The sequence below is a fragment of the Pseudovibrio exalbescens genome, assembly GCF_028737195.1.
In the GTDB taxonomy this organism is placed as follows: domain Bacteria; phylum Pseudomonadota; class Alphaproteobacteria; order Rhizobiales; family Stappiaceae; genus Pseudovibrio; species Pseudovibrio zosterae.
The window spans coordinates 416,394-434,588 of the sequence record NZ_JAQZAJ010000002.1 but is presented as its reverse complement, the minus strand read 5'-3'; the positions used below and the strand labels follow the sequence as shown (position 1 = coordinate 434,588).

Here is an 18,195-nt window from a genome sequence, read left to right as displayed (position 1 = left end):
TCAATGGCAAAGTACGACCTCTCCTTTTTATGTGAGACCGACCAGCCGGAAACGTGGCAGGTGGGCTTTCAGAAGCCGTCTGTTATGCCAGTGGCCTCCTTCCCCATTCAACATGGCTCATCATTCAAGCTGCTCGATTATGATTACACCCAAGACACTCAAATTGTTTTGCAAGTACCCAGAGGCCTTGTTTTTCTCAAGTACAACGCAGGAGACGGCACATGGAATATTGGTTCGCCCGGTGTGCTCTATTCGTTTGGCCGCATGGGCGTGAGCATTCTTGTAGAGGCCAGCGACAGCACAAACAACAACGATGAAAACCCGCTGAACCTCATCAACTAAACAGAAGTTGACGCCCTCAGCCCTGAAGTAAGCCAGCAAAACAAAAAAGGCCGACCCGGAGGCCGACCTTTTCATTCACGATCTCAAAAGAAGATTACTCAGACTTTTCAGCCTTTTCCTCATCCTTTGCGATTTCCTTACCGGTCTCCTGGTCTACGACCTTCATGGAGAGACGAACCTTGCCGCGCTCGTCGAAGCCCATGAGCTTGACCCAAACCTTGTCGCCTTCCTTGATCACGTCTGTGACCTTGGCGACCTTCTTTGGTGCAAGCTGGGAAATGTGAACCAGACCATCACGTGCGCCGAAGAAGTTGACGAATGCGCCGAAGTCAACGCACTTCACAACAGTACCTTCGTAGATCACACCGACTTCAGGCTCAGCAGCGATGGAGTTGATCCAGTTCAGCGCGGCCTTGATGGCCTTACCGTCTGCGGACGCAACCTTGACGGTGCCATCGTCTTCGATGTTGATCTTAGCGCCGGTCTTTTCGACGATCTCACGGATCACCTTGCCGCCGGAGCCGATCACTTCACGGATCTTGTCGACAGGGATCTTGATCACTTCGATGCGTGGTGCATGCTCACCAAGCTCCGCACGGGCCTCGGTGATTGCCTTGGACATTTCGCCGAGGATGTGGATACGACCACCCTTTGCCTGCTCCAGAGCAACCTTCATGATCTCTTCGGTAATACCGTCGATCTTGATGTCCATCTGCAGCGCGGTAACACCGTTCTCAGAACCGGCTACCTTGAAGTCCATGTCGCCGAGGTGGTCTTCATCACCAAGGATGTCGGAGAGCACTGCGAAGCGATCGCCTTCCTTGATGAGACCCATCGCGATACCAGCAACAGGCGCCTTCAGGGGCACACCAGCGTCCATAAGGGACAAAGAGGTACCACAAACGGTTGCCATGGAAGAGGAACCGTTGGACTCGGTGATTTCAGAGACAACACGCAGGGTGTATGGGAAATCGTGGTGTGCAGGCAGCATCGGGTTTACAGCGCGCCAAGCGAGCTTGCCGTGACCGATTTCGCGGCGACCTGGAGAACCGATACGACCGGTCTCACCAACGGAGTATGGAGGGAAGTTGTAGTGCAGCAAGAAAGTAGCCTTCTTGGTGCCTTCCAGATAGTCAACGAACTGCTCGTCTTCGCCAGTACCCAGCGTTGCGACAACGAGGCCCTGTGTTTCACCGCGGGTGAACAGTGAGGAGCCGTGTGCGCGTGGCAGGATGCCAACTTCAGACATGATCGGACGAACAGTAGACAGGTCACGGCCGTCGATACGGCTGCCAGTGTCCAGAATACGTCCACGTACGATTTCAGCTTCCAGCTTCTTGAAGAGATCGCCTACAACAACGGCTTCTGGTGCATCTTCAGCATCAGTGATGAGAGCTGCAACAACTTTAGCCTTTGCAGCATCAATAGCGTTCTTGCGCTCGGTCTTCTGCGTGATGGAGTAAGCGGCACCAAGGTCGTCTGCAGCGATTTCCTTGATCTTGGCAAACAGATCTGAATGGTCCGGAACAACCACTTCACGTGGTTCCTTCGCAGCTTTTTCAGCCAGCTTGATGATTGCATCAATAACCGGCTGGAAGCCCTGCTGACCGAACATCACTGCGCCGAGCATCACTTCTTCAGAGAGCTCTTGTGCTTCAGATTCAACCATCAGAACCGCGTCTGAAGTACCTGCAACGATGAGGTCCAGAGCGGTTTCTTCCATCTGGTCAACGGTTGGGTTCAGAACGTACTCTTCGTTGATGTACGCAACGCGTGCACCGCCGATTGGGCCCATGAATGGAACGCCAGAGATGGTCAGAGCTGCAGAAGCTGCAACCATTGCCAAGATGTCTGGCTGGTTCTCAAGGTCGTGGCTGAGAACGGTGATGATGACCTGAGTGTCACACTTGAAGCCATCCACGAACAGTGGACGGATTGGACGGTCGATCAGACGGGATGTCAGAGTTTCGTGCTCAGAAGGACGGCCTTCGCGCTTGAAGTAGCCACCTGGGATGCGGCCAGCAGCGTATGCCTTTTCCTGATAGTTCACGGTAAGCGGGAAGAAATCCTGACCTGGCTTAGGTTCCTTCGCAGCAACGATCGTTGCCAAAACCTTGGTTTCACCATAGGTCGCCATCACGGCGCCATCGGCCTGACGAGCTACTTTACCAGTTTCGAGGATGAGAGGGCGTCCGCCCCAATCGACTTCCACGCGATGTATATCAAACATATTCATATCCTAACGTTCGTTCCGTTCGGCAGGCCCACGGTTGGGCCAAATACGGAACCGTCACTTTATTGCCGTGACGATTGCAGCTTTTGGGTTTCAAGCCGCAACCATCCTTTCCATTGCAGGAGAGGGTGATTAATCACAGGCAAGACGACGAGTATCTTTCAAATCAAAAGACACCGGCAATCCTGCCCCGTACCACCATCCTGTTTAAACGAAAACGCGGCGGAAGTAGTGCCGCCGCGCTTTCCATTGCCACTTTAGCGGCGGATACCCAGACGCTGGATCAGAGACTGATAGCGTGCTTCGTCCTTAGCCTTCACGTAGTCAAGCAGCTTACGACGCTGGCTAACCATCTTGAGAAGACCACGACGGGAGTGGTTATCCTTCTTGTGGTCCTTGAAGTGCTCGGTCAGAGCCGTGATGCGGTGCGTCAGGATCGCAACCTGTACTTCTGGGGAACCGGTGTCGCCTTCTTTAGTGGCGTATTCCTTGATCAGCTCAGCTTTGAGCTCAGGAGTAATCGACATCGTCTTTTCCTTTTTGTTTCGCCCCTGAATTAAGGGCTGTGTTTTTGACAGCCACTGGCGTGGCTTTGCCTCTATCGCGAGGCCTTGCCCAACCGTTGGCCATGCCGAGATGTCGTCCAGCATGGTCTAGTTGGCACAAAACGACCGGGCAAGTTCTCCTCACCCAGCGGCGGGACTATGGAGGAAAACCATCCGAAATGCCAGAGGAATCTGAAATGCTCAAAAGCCTTAGAGATTGAAGACGCGCTTGGGCTTGAACTCACCTTTCGCGACTTCCCCGAACGCAATCAGGGTTCCACCGGAGGTGACATAAACCTCTTCAGGCCCAATGGGTGCTGAAGCGCCGCGCAAGATAATTGACATGCCGCGTTTGAGCCGTGCTGCTGCATCAGCGCTCACCACCACCCCAGTCAGTTGCGCCAAACCTGCCTCAACAGGCAACAGGCACTCCATCAGCTCGGGGTTCTCAAGTGGGTTTTCACTCTCCGCCTCTTCAGCAATCGCCGCGAGCTCGTCGAAGTCCACCATCTCGTGCTCACCAAACGGGCCCACCAAAAGACGGCGCAGGTCGGTCACGTACCCGCATGTCCCAAGGCGCTCGCCGATGTCACGAGCCAATGCACGCACATAGGTTCCCTTGCCGCACTCCGCTTCAAATACGGCACGGTTTTCATCAATGCATTCAACCAAATCGAGGCGGTGCACATCAATCGGACGGGCTTCAAGCTGAACATCCTCGCCGTCGCGGGCAAGGTCATATGCGCGGTTTCCATCCACCTTGATGGCGGAGAAGATTGGCGGCACCTGTTGAATCGTGCCGCGGAATTCCGGCAGGACAGCGCCGATTGCCGCCGCATCAGGCCGCACATCGGAAGTCTTTACAGTCTCGCCTTCCGCATCATCCGTTGTGGTCTGAATGCCCCAAGTAACTTCAAAACGGTATACCTTGCGGCCGTCCATGACATACGGAACGGTCTTAGTTGCCTCGCCAAAGGCAATAGGCAAACAGCCAGAGGCAAGAGGATCCAGCGTCCCTGCGTGCCCCACCTTTTCCGGATGGAAGATGCGCTTCAACTTGCCAAGAGCTTCGTTGCTGGTCAGGTTCAAAGGCTTATCAAGAACCAGCCAACCGTTGACTGGATAACGTTTTCTGCGTCGCTGCTGCTGCCGCGCCATACTCATTCAGCTCTTTGTTATTTTGATTATTCGTTGGTGTCGGCGTCATCATCGCGTTCAAGGTCGCGCTTTACCAGCGGGTCCTGAAGCAGACGCGTAATGCGATCGTCATCATCAAACCGTGTATCCGCGACAAAGCGCAGTTCCGGCATGTGCTTCATGGTGACACGGCGGGCCACCTGACCGCGGAAATACTTTGCGCTGCGGTTCAGCGCTTCAATGACGTTTTCCGTGTTCTGACCACCCAGCGGCATGGCCAGCACTGTAGCCCAACGCAAATCCGGCGTCATTCGCACTTCAGGGATCGTCAAGATTACACCGTCTAGATCGGGATCGCTCAGTCGGCCACGGGAAAGAATGTCACTGAGTTCTTTGCGGATAAGCTCGCCAACGCGCAGCTGGCGCTGTGACGGCTGACCTGCAAACTCATCGCGTGCTTTTGCCATTTTTGTACTTCTCAGTGTAAGACGCCGGCGAGGAGCAAGGCCCCGCCGGCGTGTAATGGATTTTTCTCAAATCGAAGCGAGGCTTTAGAGCGAGCGAGCGATCTCTTCAACCTGGAAGCACTCGATCACATCGCCAACGCGCATGTCTTTGTAGTTTGTAAAGTTCATGCCGCATTCGACGCCGGATTCCACTTCCTTGACCTCGTCCTTGAAGCGCTTGAGCGTACCCAATTCGCCTTCGTGCACCACAACGTTGTCGCGGAGCAGACGAACCTGTGCGCCACGCTGCACGACACCTTCGGTGACGAGACAACCAGCCACACGGCCAATCTTGGTGATGTTGAAGACCTCTTTGATCTCCGCGTAACCAAGGAAAGTCTCGCGGCGCTCTGGTGCCAGCATGCCAGACATGGTTGCCTTCACGTCGTCGATCAGATCGTAGATCACGCTGTAGTAGCGGATCTCAATGCCTTCGCGACGGGCAGCTTCCTGCGCCTGCTTGTTTGCACGAACGTTAAACGCCATGATCGGTGCCTTGGACGCCATCGCGAGCGTAATGTCGCTTTCGGTGATCCCACCGACACCCGCTGCAATCACGCGGCAGCCAACTTCGTCGTTGCCAAGTTCTTCCAAAGATGCCTGGATCGCTTCCGCAGAACCTTGCACGTCTGCCTTGACGACAACGGCGAAGTCCTTGCGGCCATCTTCCTGAAGGCCCTTCATCATGGCTTCCAGAGATCCGCGTGAACCTGCGATGCGAGCAGCCATCTTATCGCGCTTCTGACGCTGACGATAATCCGAGATCTCACGAGCACGTGCTTCGTTTTCGACCACGGCAACCATATCACCAGCAGCTGGCGTTGACTGGAAGCCAAGGATCTCAACGGGCTTGGATGGACCAGCCACATCAACCTGCTTGCCGTTTTCGTCAAGCATTGCGCGGACGCGGCCCCATTCAGTGCCTGCGATCAGAATGTCACCTACACGCAGAGTACCCTTCTGAACCAGAACGGTCGCAACCGGACCACGGCCCTTGTCGAGCTTGGCTTCGATCACAGTACCTTCAGCGGCGCGCTCAGGGTTTGCCTTCAACTCAAGCACTTCTGCCTGAAGCAGGATCATTTCGATCAGCTTGTCCAGGTTCATCCGCTGCTTCGCAGAGACCTCGACATCAATCACGTCACCGCCCATGGACTCCACGACGATTTCTTCACGCAGAAGATCGTTACGGACCCGGTTCGGATCAGCATCTGGCTTATCGATCTTGTTGATCGCAACGATGATCGGCACGTCAGCCGCCTTGGCGTGCTGAATAGCTTCCTTCGTCTGCGGCATCACACCGTCGTCTGCTGCAACCACAAGGATCACAACGTCAGTTGACTTGGCACCGCGGGCACGCATTGCGGTAAACGCTGCGTGGCCTGGGGTATCGATGAAGGTAACCTTTTGGCCGTTCTGCTCCACCTGATATGCGCCGATGTGCTGCGTAATGCCACCAGCTTCGCCGGATACAACATTTGCTTCACGCAGGGCATCAAGCAGAGAGGTCTTACCATGGTCAACGTGACCCATGATGGTCACTACCGGTGGACGCGCCTGAAGGTCTTCAACCTTGTCGTCGAGTGTGAACAGACCCTCTTCAACATCCGCTTCGGACACGCGCTTAACGGTGTGGCCCAGCTCTTCCGCGATCAGTTCAGCGGTATCTGCATCGATCACATCGTTGATCTTCAGCATCTGGCCCTGCTTCATCAGCAGTTTGATGACATCAACAGCGCGTTCCGACATACGGTTCGCCAGGTCCTGAATGGTAATGGCTTCAGGCAATGTCACTTCGCGGCTCACCTTTTCGCGAGCCACCTGCTGCTGGTTGCCCTGACGCTTTTCCTTCTCGCGACGGCGGCGCATGGAGGCCAATGAACGGCTGCGACCCTCGTCATCACCCGTAGCACGCGTGATGGTAAGCTTGGACCGACGACGTTCATCTCCGCCACGGGCAGGCTTGCTCGGAGCAGGAGCCTTTTTCACTGGGCTCTTTACAACAGGCTTGAGTGTCTTCTTGGCGCCTTCCAAGGCTTCAAGATCAGCCGGTGATGGAGCTGGAGCCTGAGGACCGCGACCACCTGCTGGACGCTTGTTCTCACCCGGCTTGGTGCCTTCACCCGGCTTGCGTGCGCCTGGACGCGGACCATCGAGACGAGGCGGCTTGCCATCGCGCATGGTGCGGGTTGGACGGGTTTCGCGTGGACGGTCATCACGCGCAGGACGACCTTCACGTGTCTGCGGTGCAGGCTTCTTCGCTGCGCCTTCCGGCTTGCTGGCTGGCTTTGCGTCCTGCTTGGCTACTGGCTCTTCGTTTGCGCGAGCGAGCGCTGCTGCCTTGGCCTCTTCTTCAGCCTTGGCGCGTGCAGCGGCTTCTTCAGCTTCACGCTTTGCGCGTTCTTCAGCTTCCTTCTTGGCTTGCTCAGCTGCCAGAATCCGCTGACGCTCCTGCTCAGCGCGGCGCTTCTTGTCTTCAACCTCACGCAGCTGTGCTTCGCGCAGCGCGGCCAGACGTGCATCTGCTTCGCCCTTGGTCAGGGTCCGCTGTGCACCGGCACCACCGCCTTGTCCACCGCCGTTGCCACGACGCTGACCACCACGTTGGTTGTTGTTGTTGCGGTTATTGCCACTGCGTCCGCCGTCACCGCGTCGCTGACCTTCACCAGCACCACGACGAGCTTCTTGCGGACGGGTTTCTTGTTGTTTTGGTGCAGACGGCGCGGATGAAGAAGCCGTGCTGGCTGAGCCCTCTTGGCCCGGCACCACAACGCGGCGCTTCTTCTTTTCCACGACGACAGCCTTAGAGCGGCCGTGCGAAAAGCTCTGCTTTACAGTGCCTTTTTCAACGCCGCCTCGCTTGAGGCCAAGCGTCTTACGCTCGCCGGTGCCCTGTTTGTCGTCAGTGTTTTTGGTATCGCTCATATTGCCTTCAGTCCTGCGCTACTGCACCCTTTGAACCAGCTACATCAGATTGGTTGGAAGTGCCCCTGAACCGCGCAAGTCTCTGCGCCTGGTTTAGGCAATTCCGACCAGCCTGACCGGCCAGCAATGCAGCATGTATCACGTTGTCCCGGCCCAATGCCAAATTCATTTGCGCCGAGGTAAACAGGCGAAGCACCGCACGTGTTCCGCCGTTAGTATTCATCGAAGCGGCGATGGCAGCCAGTTTCTTAACGCCATCATCCGAAGCATCTGTGGCATGGAGCAGAGCCAGCACACCGCCGGATCTCAATGCGCTCTCAGTCTTGGTAAAGCCGGTGACCAATTCACCTGCCTTTCGACTGATAGACAGAGCGCCTAGAGCTTTCTGTTCCAAAACCTTCTCGACTTGGTCGGCCAAACCTTCTTCGGCGGTAACCTGCTCCTTAAAGCCCCGGGCGAAGACGCGTTTCTTTATCGCTTCTTCGACCTTCTCACGCGTCGCCGTGACCCACACTCCCCTGCCCGGAAGTGTTCCTTTTACATCAACAACAACAGTGTTATCAGGCGCCAGTACGAAGCGAAGAAGATCATCTACCGGGAGCACATCGCGGGTTACCGCACAGCTCCGTTCGGTCGGTTCATTTTTCTTCGCCACTTACACCTTACCTAATTCTTTGCCTCAGCTCAGTGACGCAAAACTGCGCACTCAAACGAGCTAAAATCTACTTTCCGAAAACTGCAGGTGCGCAGCCAAGCCAAGGCTCGCCGCGCACAACTGACCATTTTATTTTTCGGTGTCTTCCTGCGTTGCACCGCTCTCTTGCTCGAAAACGGCGTCTGCGTCAACACCTGCGTCCTCTTCGGACTCTTCTGCCGCATCCTCGTCAGAGTCTTCGGCTTCCATTTCAATGAGTTCTTCCGGCTCGATCCAACCGGCCGCAACGCGGGCTGCCATCACAATCGACTCAGCATCCGCACGAGAGAGCTCGTAGCCGGTCAGAGTACCGTCGACACGTACTGTCTCACCATCGCGGCGCTCGGTCCAGCCGATAAGATCATCAGCCGCGCAACCAGCAAGGTCTTCGATTGTCTTGATGTCGTCCTTGCCGAGTGCAACCAGCATAGCGGAGGTCAGACCCGGAACGTTTGTCAGAACTTCAGAAACGCCCAGCTCTTCACGCTGCTTGCGCAACTCTTCTTCCTGCTCTTCCAGGAATTCACGCGCGCGGGCCTGAATTTCGTCAGCGGTGTCAGGATCGAAGCCTTCGATAGAAGCGATTTCTTCGACATCAACATACGCCACTTCTTCGATTGAAGTGAAGCCTTCAGATGCAAGCAACTGGCTCACCATCTCATCGACGTTGAGGCTGGCCTGGAACAGATCGGAGCGGATCTGGAACTCTTTCTGGCGACGCTCGGATTCCTCGGCTTCTGTCATGATGTCGATGCCCCAGCCGGTCAGCTGAGAAGCAAGACGAACGTTCTGACCGCGACGACCGATTGCCAGGGAAAGCTGGTCGTTTGGAACAACAACTTCAATGCGCTCGGATTCGTCATCCAGAACAACCTTGGCAACCTCAGCAGGCTGAAGCGCGTTCACAATGAAAGTTGCCGCGTCTTCATTCCAAGGAATGATGTCGATTTTTTCGCCTTGCAGTTCGCCAACAACGGCCTGAACGCGAGAGCCACGCATACCCACACAGGCACCGACCGGATCAATGGAACTGTCATTTGACAAAACCGCGATCTTAGCGCGGGAACCTGGATCGCGCGCCACTGCCTTGATGGTGATGACACCGTCATAGATTTCAGGCACTTCCTGCATGAACAGCTTGGCCATGAACTGAGGGTGCGTGCGTGACAAGAAAATCTGCGGACCGCGCTGCTCGCGGCGCACATCGTAAACGTAGGCACGGATACGGTCGCCATTGCGGAACACTTCACGTGGGATCAGCTCATCACGGCGTACAATTGCTTCGCCGCGCCCGATGTCGACAATCACGTTGCCATATTCAACGCGTTTGACGACGCCGTTGATCACTTCACCGATGCGATCTTTGAACTCATCATACTGACGATCGCGTTCTGCTTCGCGGACCTTCTGAACGATGACCTGCTTGGCTGACTGCGCGGCGATACGGCCGAAGTCCAGAGGCGGCAGAGGCTCAGCAACGAAATCGCCCAGGCCAATTTCAGGGTTACGCGACTTCGCATCGACCAACGCAATCTCAGTAGATACGTTCTCAACCTGCTCAACCACATGAAGGAGGCGCTGCAGGCGAATTTCACCTGTCTTTGAATTGATTTCAGCACGGATCTCGGTCTCCGTACCATAGCGAGACCGGGCAGCCTTCTGGATTGCATCTTCCAGGGCATCGATCACAATCGTGCGGTCAATCGACTTTTCGCGGGCAACCGCATCAGCGATCTGCAGCAGTTCCAGTCGGTTTGCGCTGATGGCCATGTCTCATCAACTCCTTCAACATCCTGCACGCTTGTTTGCAGGCCTCTCAACAAAAACGGTGGCTCAGCGAGCCTGCCCCGAAGGACGGTTTCATTCTTAGTGGTGGTAAGAATCTTCGTCGACGTTTTCACCACGGGCGGCCTTTGCCGCCTTGTCTGCACTCAGTGCCGCATCAATCAGCTCGTCGGTCAGGATCAACCGCGCTTCGCCAATTTCTTCCAGCGGCAACAGGGCTGTATCTTCTTCACCCGGCGCAACGTCGCTTATCTTGACAACAGCCTTACCGTTTTCGACACCAGCGATGATGCCGCGATAGCGCTTGCGCCCCTGCTGAGGAACAGCCATTTCGATTTTCGCAAGGTGACCTGCCCAACGCTCAAAGTCGCTTACGCGAACGAGCGGGCGGTCAATACCCGGCGAAGAAATTTCCAAGTGGTATGCACCGCTAATCGGATCATCCACGTCCAATGCCGGAGACACAGCCTTGCTGATCTCTTCGCATCCATCGACGGTCATCGTGCCATCCGAACGCTCAGCCATGATCTGCAGTGTGCATCCATTGTTGCCGTTGACACGGATGCGCACGAGCCGATAGCCAAGATCTTCAATGACCGGCTCTACAATTGCGGCAACACGGGCCTCAAGCCCTTGTTCCTTAACAATTCTCGGATCGTGATCTTCCACTTCTCACCTTTTATGATTGTTATGGAGCGCAGCTCAAAAATGTGCGCTCGGATCATCAACGTGAGCCTTCAGGCCGGCCCAGGTAATAAAAAAGAGCGGGTCCGTCCGGGCCCACTCTCCTATCGCTCTTTACGAGCCGGATGAGAACTCTTGAGCGCAATATAGACATTTACCTGTCTTATGCAACAAAAAAGAGGCCCATACGCATGAGTTTATCGCGCTTAAAGATCGGTCTGACCGTCCCGCAAACGCTCAAAAGACAGGTAACGCCCGATACGGCCTTCGCGAATTGCTTTTCGCTCGTACCTGGTGCCCGGCCAACCATCCCATGGCTCACGCCAGTCGTGAGGGCGCTCTGCCAGCCATTCGAATGACGGATGTTGCCGGCAGTGGGCAAGGGTCCAATCCACATAGGTATCAATATCGCTCGCAAAACGGTATTGGCATCCGACCTTCAGTGCACGGGCAATACGGGTCAGGTTGACCTGATTTACGAAGCGACGCTTCCAGTGTTTCTTCTTCGGCCAAGGGTCGGGATAGAGCTGATAAACACCATCCAGACATTGCGCCGGCATCCAATCAAGCAGCTTGGTCGCGTCATCATCATAAAGGCGCACGTTCTTCAAGCCTTCATCGTGAACCGAAGCGACGGCTTTGGCCATACCGCTTTGAAACGGCTCTACCCCAATGAAGCCTATGGCCGGATTCTGGCGCGCACGATGCATCAAGTGTTCGGAACCGCCAAAGCCAATCTCCAACCACACTTGCTCAACCTCCGGCCCGAAAAGTGATTTCAGGTCCTGCGGCGTTTGAGTGGTCGGATCAACGGCAATCGTTGGCAGAAAATCTTCGATTAGGCGCGTCTGGCGGTCTTTTAGCGGCTTGCCGACGCGGCGGCCGAAAAAAGACCCTTTGTAATGATCAGTCATGACTTACAGAAATCCGGCCGACAAGATGCCGGCCGGATGCAATTCCTCTATCGCTTCAGTTTTAAGCGTATTCTTTTTCCAGCATTTGGTGAAGGGTGTGAACCAGATCAACGCGCTCCCAAGAGAAGCCGCCGTCCTGCTCTGCTTCACGACCAAAGTGGCCATATGCTGCGGTACGCTCGTAAATTGGCTTGTTAAGACCAAGGTGCTCACGAATGCCGCGCGGCGTCAGGCTCATCACCTCGCGCAGAGCGCGCTCAACCGCCGAATTTGCCACCTTGCCAGTGCCGTGCAGATCTACAAACACAGACTGAGGTTCGGAAACGCCGATCGCATAGGAGAGCTGAATTGTACAGCGGTCCGCAAGATCTGCGGCCACAACATTCTTTGCCAGATAGCGCGCGGCATAAGCTGCCGAGCGATCCACCTTGGTCGGATCCTTGCCGGAGAACGCGCCACCACCGTGTGGAGCTGCGCCGCCGTAGGTATCCACGATGATCTTGCGGCCGGTCAGACCAGCGTCACCATCCGGGCCACCGATGACGAACTTGCCAGTCGGGTTGATATGCCAAATGGTCTCTGGGCTGATCCACTCCGCCGGAAGCGCTGCGCGGATGTACGGTTCGACAACGGAGCGTACATCGTTGGAAGTCATGGCTTCGTCTAGATGCTGAGTGGACAGCACGATGGAGGTCACACCAACCGGCTTACCGTCTTCATAGCGCACCGTGACCTGGCTCTTGGCATCAGGACCAAGGGTTGGCTCATGACCCGACTTGCGAGCCTCCGCCAACATGCGCAGGATCTTGTGAGAATACAGAATTGGAGCTGGCATCAGCTCTGGCGTCTCGCGGCAGGCATATCCAAACATGATACCCTGATCGCCTGCACCCTCATCCTTGTCGCCAGATGCATCGACACCCTGCGCAATATGCGCAGACTGGCCATGCAGAATGACGTCGATGTCCAGGTTTTCCCAATGGAAACCTTCCTGCTCGTAGCCGATATCCTTAACGGCCATACGCGCAAGATGAGCGATGTAGTCCTTGGTGATAGATGCAGGGCCGCGCGTCTCGCCGGCGATAACCAACTTGTTGGTGGTTGCCAGCGTTTCACAGGCAACACGTGCCTCCGGCATTTCGCGGAGGAAGGCATCAACAACTGCGTCCGAGATGCGGTCGCAGACCTTATCCGGGTGGCCTTCAGAGACCGACTCGGAAGTAAAAAGATAGCTTTGACGAGCCATTGGCAAACGTCCTTCTGGGAAGATAAAACAAAGAAGCGACGGAAACCCGCCGCTTCAGCACGTTAATGAACCAAGGTAGTGCACTTGGTCAAGTCCAACTTTTCAAGTGGCGCATCAATCCGAAAATTCAAGCGTCTTCGCCCGCTAAACTCTTGACAAGTTCAACTAGCTTTTTTCGAATTTTGGGATCTTCAATGCGCACGAACGCCTTGTTGAGCGCCAGACCGTCCGACGAAGATAAAAAATCAACCACATAGGTCGTTTGAGGGTTGTCCCCGACCCCTTGAGCTTCTTCTGGCGATCCGGGCGCATCTTCAAAGAAGAAGGCAACCGGAACCTTCAGAATTGTCGCGATGTGCTGCAAGCGACTTGCGCCTATGCGGTTTGTGCCTTTTTCGTACTTCTGGATTTGCTGAAAGGTGATTCCGAGACTTTCGCCAAGCTTTTCCTGGCTCATGCCCAGCATCATGCGACGAAGCCGGACTCTGCTCCCGACATGAACATCGATGGGATTAGGTGCCTTTTTACTGGCCATTGCAACGGCCCTCTTCTTTCATAATTGTGGTTACTAACCGTCAGTTGCTTTTTATCGAAGTACTGCTGAAGCAGGACTTCGCTTTTTTGTTTCGGCAGTGCATTAGAGATCGCGATACAATTCGCCTTTACCGCGAAGACCACCACTCATCTCACGCAAGTCTATGTTGACGATATTTCTTGCCTCGCGTCAATCTCTACGAGCAGGTAAAAGTACCCCAAATACCAATAGGAGACAAACACAACCGAGAATAAACACCAGAGAAATCCAGTCACCCCATCTTCCATAGAGTGTAGGTTCCAGTATTTTTGGGAGAGCTGCTTTGATGCGACCCGCCCTATTCAAGACAACTTCTGATAGTATTTCACCGTGAGGGCTAATCACCGCAGAAACACCTGTGTTGGCTGCACGTATCACTGGAATACCTTGTTCGACAGCGCGCATCCTTGCTTGCATCAGGTGCTGATAGGGGCCGGAACTGTCTCCAAACCACCCATCGTTAGTTATATTTGCCAGAAACTGCGGCCTTTCTGACATATTAAGCCGAGATTGCGGGAAAATCGCCTCGTAACAGACCAGGGGCTGAAAACTAAGATCATTAGAAATACTAATCGATCTGTAACGATAGCCCGCCGTGAAGTCGCTGGGCGCCGGCACAAGGCGCTCTACACCAATAGATTGCAGGATTTCACGGAATGGGAGGTACTCCCCAAACGGCACCAGACGCACCTTATCGTATACGTCAACCACAATTCCATTAGCGTCAACCAGATAGACACTATTGTAGAAGTTAGTGGCTCCCTGCGCGCCATAGTCCGCACGAATACCACCTGTGATTAGGTAAGTATTCTGTGGAAGCACCTCAGCAATCATGGCGAGCGCGCCAGGCTCTTGCGTCAATAAGAATGGAAATGCAGATTCAGGCCAAAAGATGAGGCGAGTTGAATCATTTTTCTCACCTTTAAGCGCCGCAGCGGTCATCTCCAAATAGTGCGGCAAAAGCTTGTCACGATTTTCAGGCTTCCACTTCTCGCTCTGCGGTACATTTGGCTGCACAATTAGAATATTCGGCTCTACGAATGCTTGACTGCGGTCCGTCCAGCGCAGTGTTCCCAGTACCAGCGCGGCGATTGCCAGAACCCCGGCCAAAAGTAAAACAGGCTTACGACTTCCAGTGTTACTCTCTTTCAGAAGCAAGGCCGGACTTGCGGCAACAAACAACACCAGAAAACTTAGGCCGAACAATCCGATGTAGGCCGCGAGCTGCACCAGCTGATCACTCTGCACAACGGCGTAACCCCAAGAATTCCAGGGAAACCCGGTAAAAACGTGGGCGCGCACGTAGTCGCATAGCGTGAATGCGACGGCAAATACCAATATGCGAGAGGGTCCTTGCCGCCAGAAGAGGCTGGCAAGCGAGAGGAGGACAGCAGGGAATAAGGCCAGACCTGCGGGGAGGATAACCACGGCAAACGGCATCATCCACGCATAGGTCTCCGCCTCCACCAGGAAGGCCTCACCGATCCAGAGAAGACCAACCAGAAAGAAACCGAAGCCGAAGGCCCAGCCAATGGAGAAGAAACGACGCGCGTTTCGCCGCTTATCCCCCTCCGAGCTGGCGGTCGCGCCATCCAAAAGCCATATGAGGCAGGGGAAACACAGGAAAAGAAGCGGAAAGGCGCCATAGGGCGGCATGGACACCGCCGCGGCGGCCCCAAGGGTCGTGGCGAGCAACGATCGACGTAGCCCCCATGACAGCAGGAATGGACGAGCGACACGCTCGGCAAACAGCGACAACGATGTCATGGCCAGGGCCCCTGGTTTTAAAGAGTGAAAAGACCGCCTATTCGGCGGCCTCTGCACGTTTTGTTCGGTTTCTCACCAGACCTGCGCGTTGTTCCTGACGCCGTCTGTAGATCTTCAAGCGCTTGATCCGCCGTGGATCAGCATCCATCACTTCAAACTCATAGCCTGGCAGATGGCGGTCAGAGATCAGCTCGCCGCGAACCGGTACACGACCCAGAAGCGTAAACAACAGCCCCCCAAGCGTATCGACGTCCTCGGTCAATTCGCCGATTTCCCAGCCGGTTTTGATCTCTTCTTCCAGATCCTCAAGGTCAATACGAGGGTCTACCGCCCACACGCCGTCGCGAACGGTGGTGATCATCGCCTCTTCAGCTTCATCGTGCTCGTCTTCGATGTCACCAACGACCGTTTCCACGATATCTTCCAGAGAGACCAGACCGTCGGTTCCGCCATACTCGTCAATGACCAAGGCCATCTGAACACGCGTGACCTGCATCTGTTTCATGAGATCCAGAGAGGACATGGAGGGCGGTACAAAATGCAAGGGCCGTATCAAACCGGTCTTGAACAAAGGACGTGACAAATCAATGCGCCCCAGATCCATCTCTGGTACGACCGTGTCCTTGCCATTTCCGTTTTCCAGACGCTCGCCGTTCTTTCTTTTGCCGTTGCGCTTCGGCATGCCCGCTTCTTCTGCCATGTAGGACATCAAGTCCTTGATGTGCACCATGCCTCGAGGGTCATCGAGGTTTTCATGGTAGACCGGCATGCGCGAGTGCCCAGACTCACGGAAATACTCCATGAGATCGGCAATAGGAATGGTGTCTTCAACCGCTTCTATGTCTGCGCGCGGAATCATCACGTCTTCAACGCGAGATTCGCGCAGCTGCAAAATGTTGGCAAGCAACTCGCGCTCAGAGGCGGTAAAGGAGTCATTGTCCGCATCGACGCTCTCGCGAGAGAGTTCGTCCTCCAAGTTCTCGCGGAGGGAACCGGACTTGCCACGGCGGTTCTTCTTGTAGGCCTTGAAGGCGCTTCCTAGCCCGGCAAAAAAACCGGGCTTGGTCTCCGGTGGTTCGGAGGCATCATCGGCAGCCAACGTCGCTCGCGGGCTTGCATCTTGCGTTTTTTCACTTCCCTCGGAGGCTGTGCCCCCTTCGGTACTTCGCGGTTCAGAACCAGTCATCTCTTTCTCAATAGATTCCTTGAGGCCCACCATGAGCTCAAAGGGTTTAAGTATCGGCGCTCAACGGAGCATCCGCATAAGGATCAGGAATGTTCAGGCTGGCCAGAATTTGCCGTTCCCGATCCTCCATTTCTTCAGCTTCCTCGTCTATTTGGTGATCATACCCGAAAAGGTGAAGAGTTCCGTGGACGAGAAGATGCGTCAGATGGTTTTTAAATGGGATGCCGAGCTCTTCAGCCTCCCGTTCAACCGTTTCTCTGGCGATAACAATGTCTCCAAGCAGAGGGCCAAATGGTGGTTCTTCCTCATCACAGCCTGGAAATGACAGAACATTGGTCGGCTTGTCTTTGCCGCGCCATTCTCTGTTCAATTCTTTTATTTCGGGATCTCCCGTAAAGACAAGAGAAATCTCCGAATGCGGCACGGCTTCCAGCTCAGCGCACTGAAAGGCCGCACCAATTGCGCTTTCGGCAAGGCGTCGCAGGTCTTCCTCCGACGCCCAGCCATCCGTCTCAATCAGCAGATCAAGCTCAACAGCCAGATTATTGTTGCTCATTTGCCGTTTCTTCAGCCTTGGCCGCCTGCCGCGCTTCAAACCGACGTCGTCCTTCCTCGTCATAGGCATGAACGATGCGGGCTACAAGCTCGTGTCGCACCACGTCCGTCTCGGTGAACCGGACCTCTGAAATGCCTTCGACGCCGCCAAGAATCTTGAGCGACTCACGCAGACCGGACATCTGCCCCGGAGGCAAGTCGACCTGAGACGGGTCCCCCGTGATGATCATCTTGGAGTTCTCGCCGAGACGCGTCAGGAACATTTTCATCTGCATGGATGTGGTGTTCTGCGCTTCATCGAGGATCACGACCGCGTTGGACAGGGTACGACCGCGCATAAACGCAAGGGGCGCGACCTCAATCATGCCGCTTTCCAGACCGCGCTCCAGTTTTTCCGGCGACATCATGTCGTTGAGGCCGTCATAGAGCGGGCGCAGATACGGATCCACCTTTTCCTTCATATCGCCCGGCAGAAAGCCAAGACGTTCACCCGCTTCTACGGCAGGACGGGAGAGGATCATACGATCGACCTCACCGCGTTCCAGCAGGGCAGCCGCATAAGCCACCGCGAGATACGTCTTACCCGTACCTGCCGGACCAACGCCAAAGGTCAGATCGGACCGATCCATGGCGCGGATATAGGCATCCTGAGTAGGCGTGCGGGCGATCAGCGTCTTGCGGCGCGTAGAAATCTGGGCAAAGGCCAGACGGGACTTGGGCTCCATTGTTGGCAGGGTGAGCTGCGCTTCGGCTGCTTCTGCCATGCGAATGGCGCCGTCTACATCGCCCGGATGCACCTCATGGCCCTTTTGAAGCCGCGAGTACAAGGCTTCAAGCGTGAGCTTGGCCTGTTCGCATCCTGACTTGCTGCCGCGTATCGTGACCTGATTGCCTCGAGCCACGGCATCTACGCCAATTCGCTGCTCAATAAGAGCTAGGTTTTGATCGAACTGACCGAACAGGTCTCCAACCAGTCGGTTGTCCTCGAACGCGAGAACCACATGCATCATATCTGACGCGGCTGCGGGTCGCATGTTAGCCTGCGATGCAGACTTGGAGTGGGCGTTGCCCTTCAATCAGTGCCTCCGTTTAGCCTGCGCGT

The 18,195-nt window shown here is 55.2% G+C and carries 16 protein-coding genes; 1 reads left to right on the top strand and 15 read right to left on the bottom strand.

Annotation, left to right across the window (positions count from 1 at the left end; translation table 11 throughout):
* Positions 1 to 3 precede the first annotated feature (3 nt).
* Positions 4 to 342 (top strand): hypothetical protein, encoded by a 339-nt coding sequence (locus PUV47_RS07145; RefSeq protein WP_274217826.1) that lies wholly within the window; start codon positions 4 to 6, stop codon positions 340 to 342.
* Positions 343 to 436: 94 nt separating this feature from the next.
* Here PUV47_RS07145 and pnp read toward each other — a convergent pair whose 3' ends face one another.
* From pnp to PUV47_RS07070, 15 genes are all read right to left on the bottom strand, one after another.
* Entirely contained in the window at positions 437 to 2,572 is a 2,136-nt protein-coding gene (gene pnp, locus PUV47_RS07140; RefSeq protein WP_274217825.1) for a polyribonucleotide nucleotidyltransferase, read from the bottom strand.
* Positions 2,573 to 2,832: 260 nt separating this feature from the next.
* Complete coding sequence (rpsO, locus tag PUV47_RS07135; RefSeq protein WP_274217824.1) at positions 2,833 to 3,102, bottom strand: 30S ribosomal protein S15; 270 nt, start codon at positions 3,100 to 3,102, stop codon at positions 2,833 to 2,835.
* A gap of 228 nt (positions 3,103 to 3,330) precedes the next feature.
* Positions 3,331 to 4,278, bottom strand: a complete 948-nt coding sequence (gene truB / locus PUV47_RS07130; RefSeq protein WP_274218301.1) for a tRNA pseudouridine(55) synthase TruB — start codon at positions 4,276 to 4,278, stop codon at positions 3,331 to 3,333.
* Positions 4,279 to 4,304: 26 nt separating this feature from the next.
* A complete protein-coding gene (gene rbfA / locus PUV47_RS07125; RefSeq protein ID WP_274217823.1) occupies positions 4,305 to 4,724 on the bottom strand; it encodes a 30S ribosome-binding factor RbfA in 420 nt (139 codons plus the stop codon).
* An 84-nt stretch (positions 4,725 to 4,808) separates the two neighbouring features.
* On the bottom strand, positions 4,809 to 7,688 hold the full coding sequence (infB, locus tag PUV47_RS07120) for a translation initiation factor IF-2 (protein ID WP_274217822.1): 2,880 nt from the start codon (positions 7,686 to 7,688) through the stop codon (positions 4,809 to 4,811).
* A 7-nt stretch (positions 7,689 to 7,695) separates the two neighbouring features.
* Complete coding sequence (locus PUV47_RS07115) at positions 7,696 to 8,343, bottom strand: RNA-binding protein (protein ID WP_274217821.1); 648 nt, start codon at positions 8,341 to 8,343, stop codon at positions 7,696 to 7,698.
* A gap of 129 nt (positions 8,344 to 8,472) precedes the next feature.
* On the bottom strand, positions 8,473 to 10,152 hold the full coding sequence (nusA, locus tag PUV47_RS07110) for a transcription termination factor NusA (RefSeq protein WP_274217820.1): 1,680 nt from the start codon (positions 10,150 to 10,152) through the stop codon (positions 8,473 to 8,475).
* A gap of 96 nt (positions 10,153 to 10,248) precedes the next feature.
* The gene (rimP, locus tag PUV47_RS07105) at positions 10,249 to 10,836 is read right to left on the bottom strand and encodes a ribosome maturation factor RimP (protein WP_274217819.1); all 588 of its coding nucleotides are present in this window, start codon (positions 10,834 to 10,836) and stop codon (positions 10,249 to 10,251) included.
* A gap of 221 nt (positions 10,837 to 11,057) precedes the next feature.
* Positions 11,058 to 11,765 carry a tRNA (guanosine(46)-N7)-methyltransferase TrmB gene (gene trmB, locus PUV47_RS07100; protein ID WP_274217818.1) on the bottom strand — a complete coding sequence of 236 codons (708 nt, stop codon included), beginning with the start codon at positions 11,763 to 11,765 and terminating at the stop codon, positions 11,058 to 11,060.
* Positions 11,766 to 11,826: 61 nt separating this feature from the next.
* On the bottom strand, positions 11,827 to 13,011 hold the full coding sequence (metK, locus tag PUV47_RS07095) for a methionine adenosyltransferase (RefSeq protein WP_274217817.1): 1,185 nt from the start codon (positions 13,009 to 13,011) through the stop codon (positions 11,827 to 11,829).
* Between the two features lie 127 nt (positions 13,012 to 13,138).
* Complete coding sequence (locus PUV47_RS07090; protein ID WP_274217816.1) at positions 13,139 to 13,546, bottom strand: helix-turn-helix domain-containing protein; 408 nt, start codon at positions 13,544 to 13,546, stop codon at positions 13,139 to 13,141.
* Positions 13,547 to 13,735: 189 nt separating this feature from the next.
* Positions 13,736 to 15,352, bottom strand: a complete 1,617-nt coding sequence (gene lnt, locus PUV47_RS07085; RefSeq protein WP_274217815.1) for an apolipoprotein N-acyltransferase — start codon at positions 15,350 to 15,352, stop codon at positions 13,736 to 13,738.
* A 37-nt stretch (positions 15,353 to 15,389) separates the two neighbouring features.
* Entirely contained in the window at positions 15,390 to 16,538 is a 1,149-nt protein-coding gene (locus PUV47_RS07080; RefSeq protein ID WP_274217814.1) for a transporter associated domain-containing protein, read from the bottom strand.
* Positions 16,539 to 16,584: 46 nt separating this feature from the next.
* Entirely contained in the window at positions 16,585 to 17,094 is a 510-nt protein-coding gene (ybeY, locus tag PUV47_RS07075; protein ID WP_274217813.1) for an rRNA maturation RNase YbeY, read from the bottom strand.
* On the bottom strand, positions 17,081 to 18,127 hold the full coding sequence (locus PUV47_RS07070) for a PhoH family protein (protein ID WP_274217812.1): 1,047 nt from the start codon (positions 18,125 to 18,127) through the stop codon (positions 17,081 to 17,083). Before PUV47_RS07070 ends, ybeY begins: the two co-directional genes overlap by 14 nt.
* Between the last annotated feature and the right edge of the window lie 68 nt (positions 18,128 to 18,195).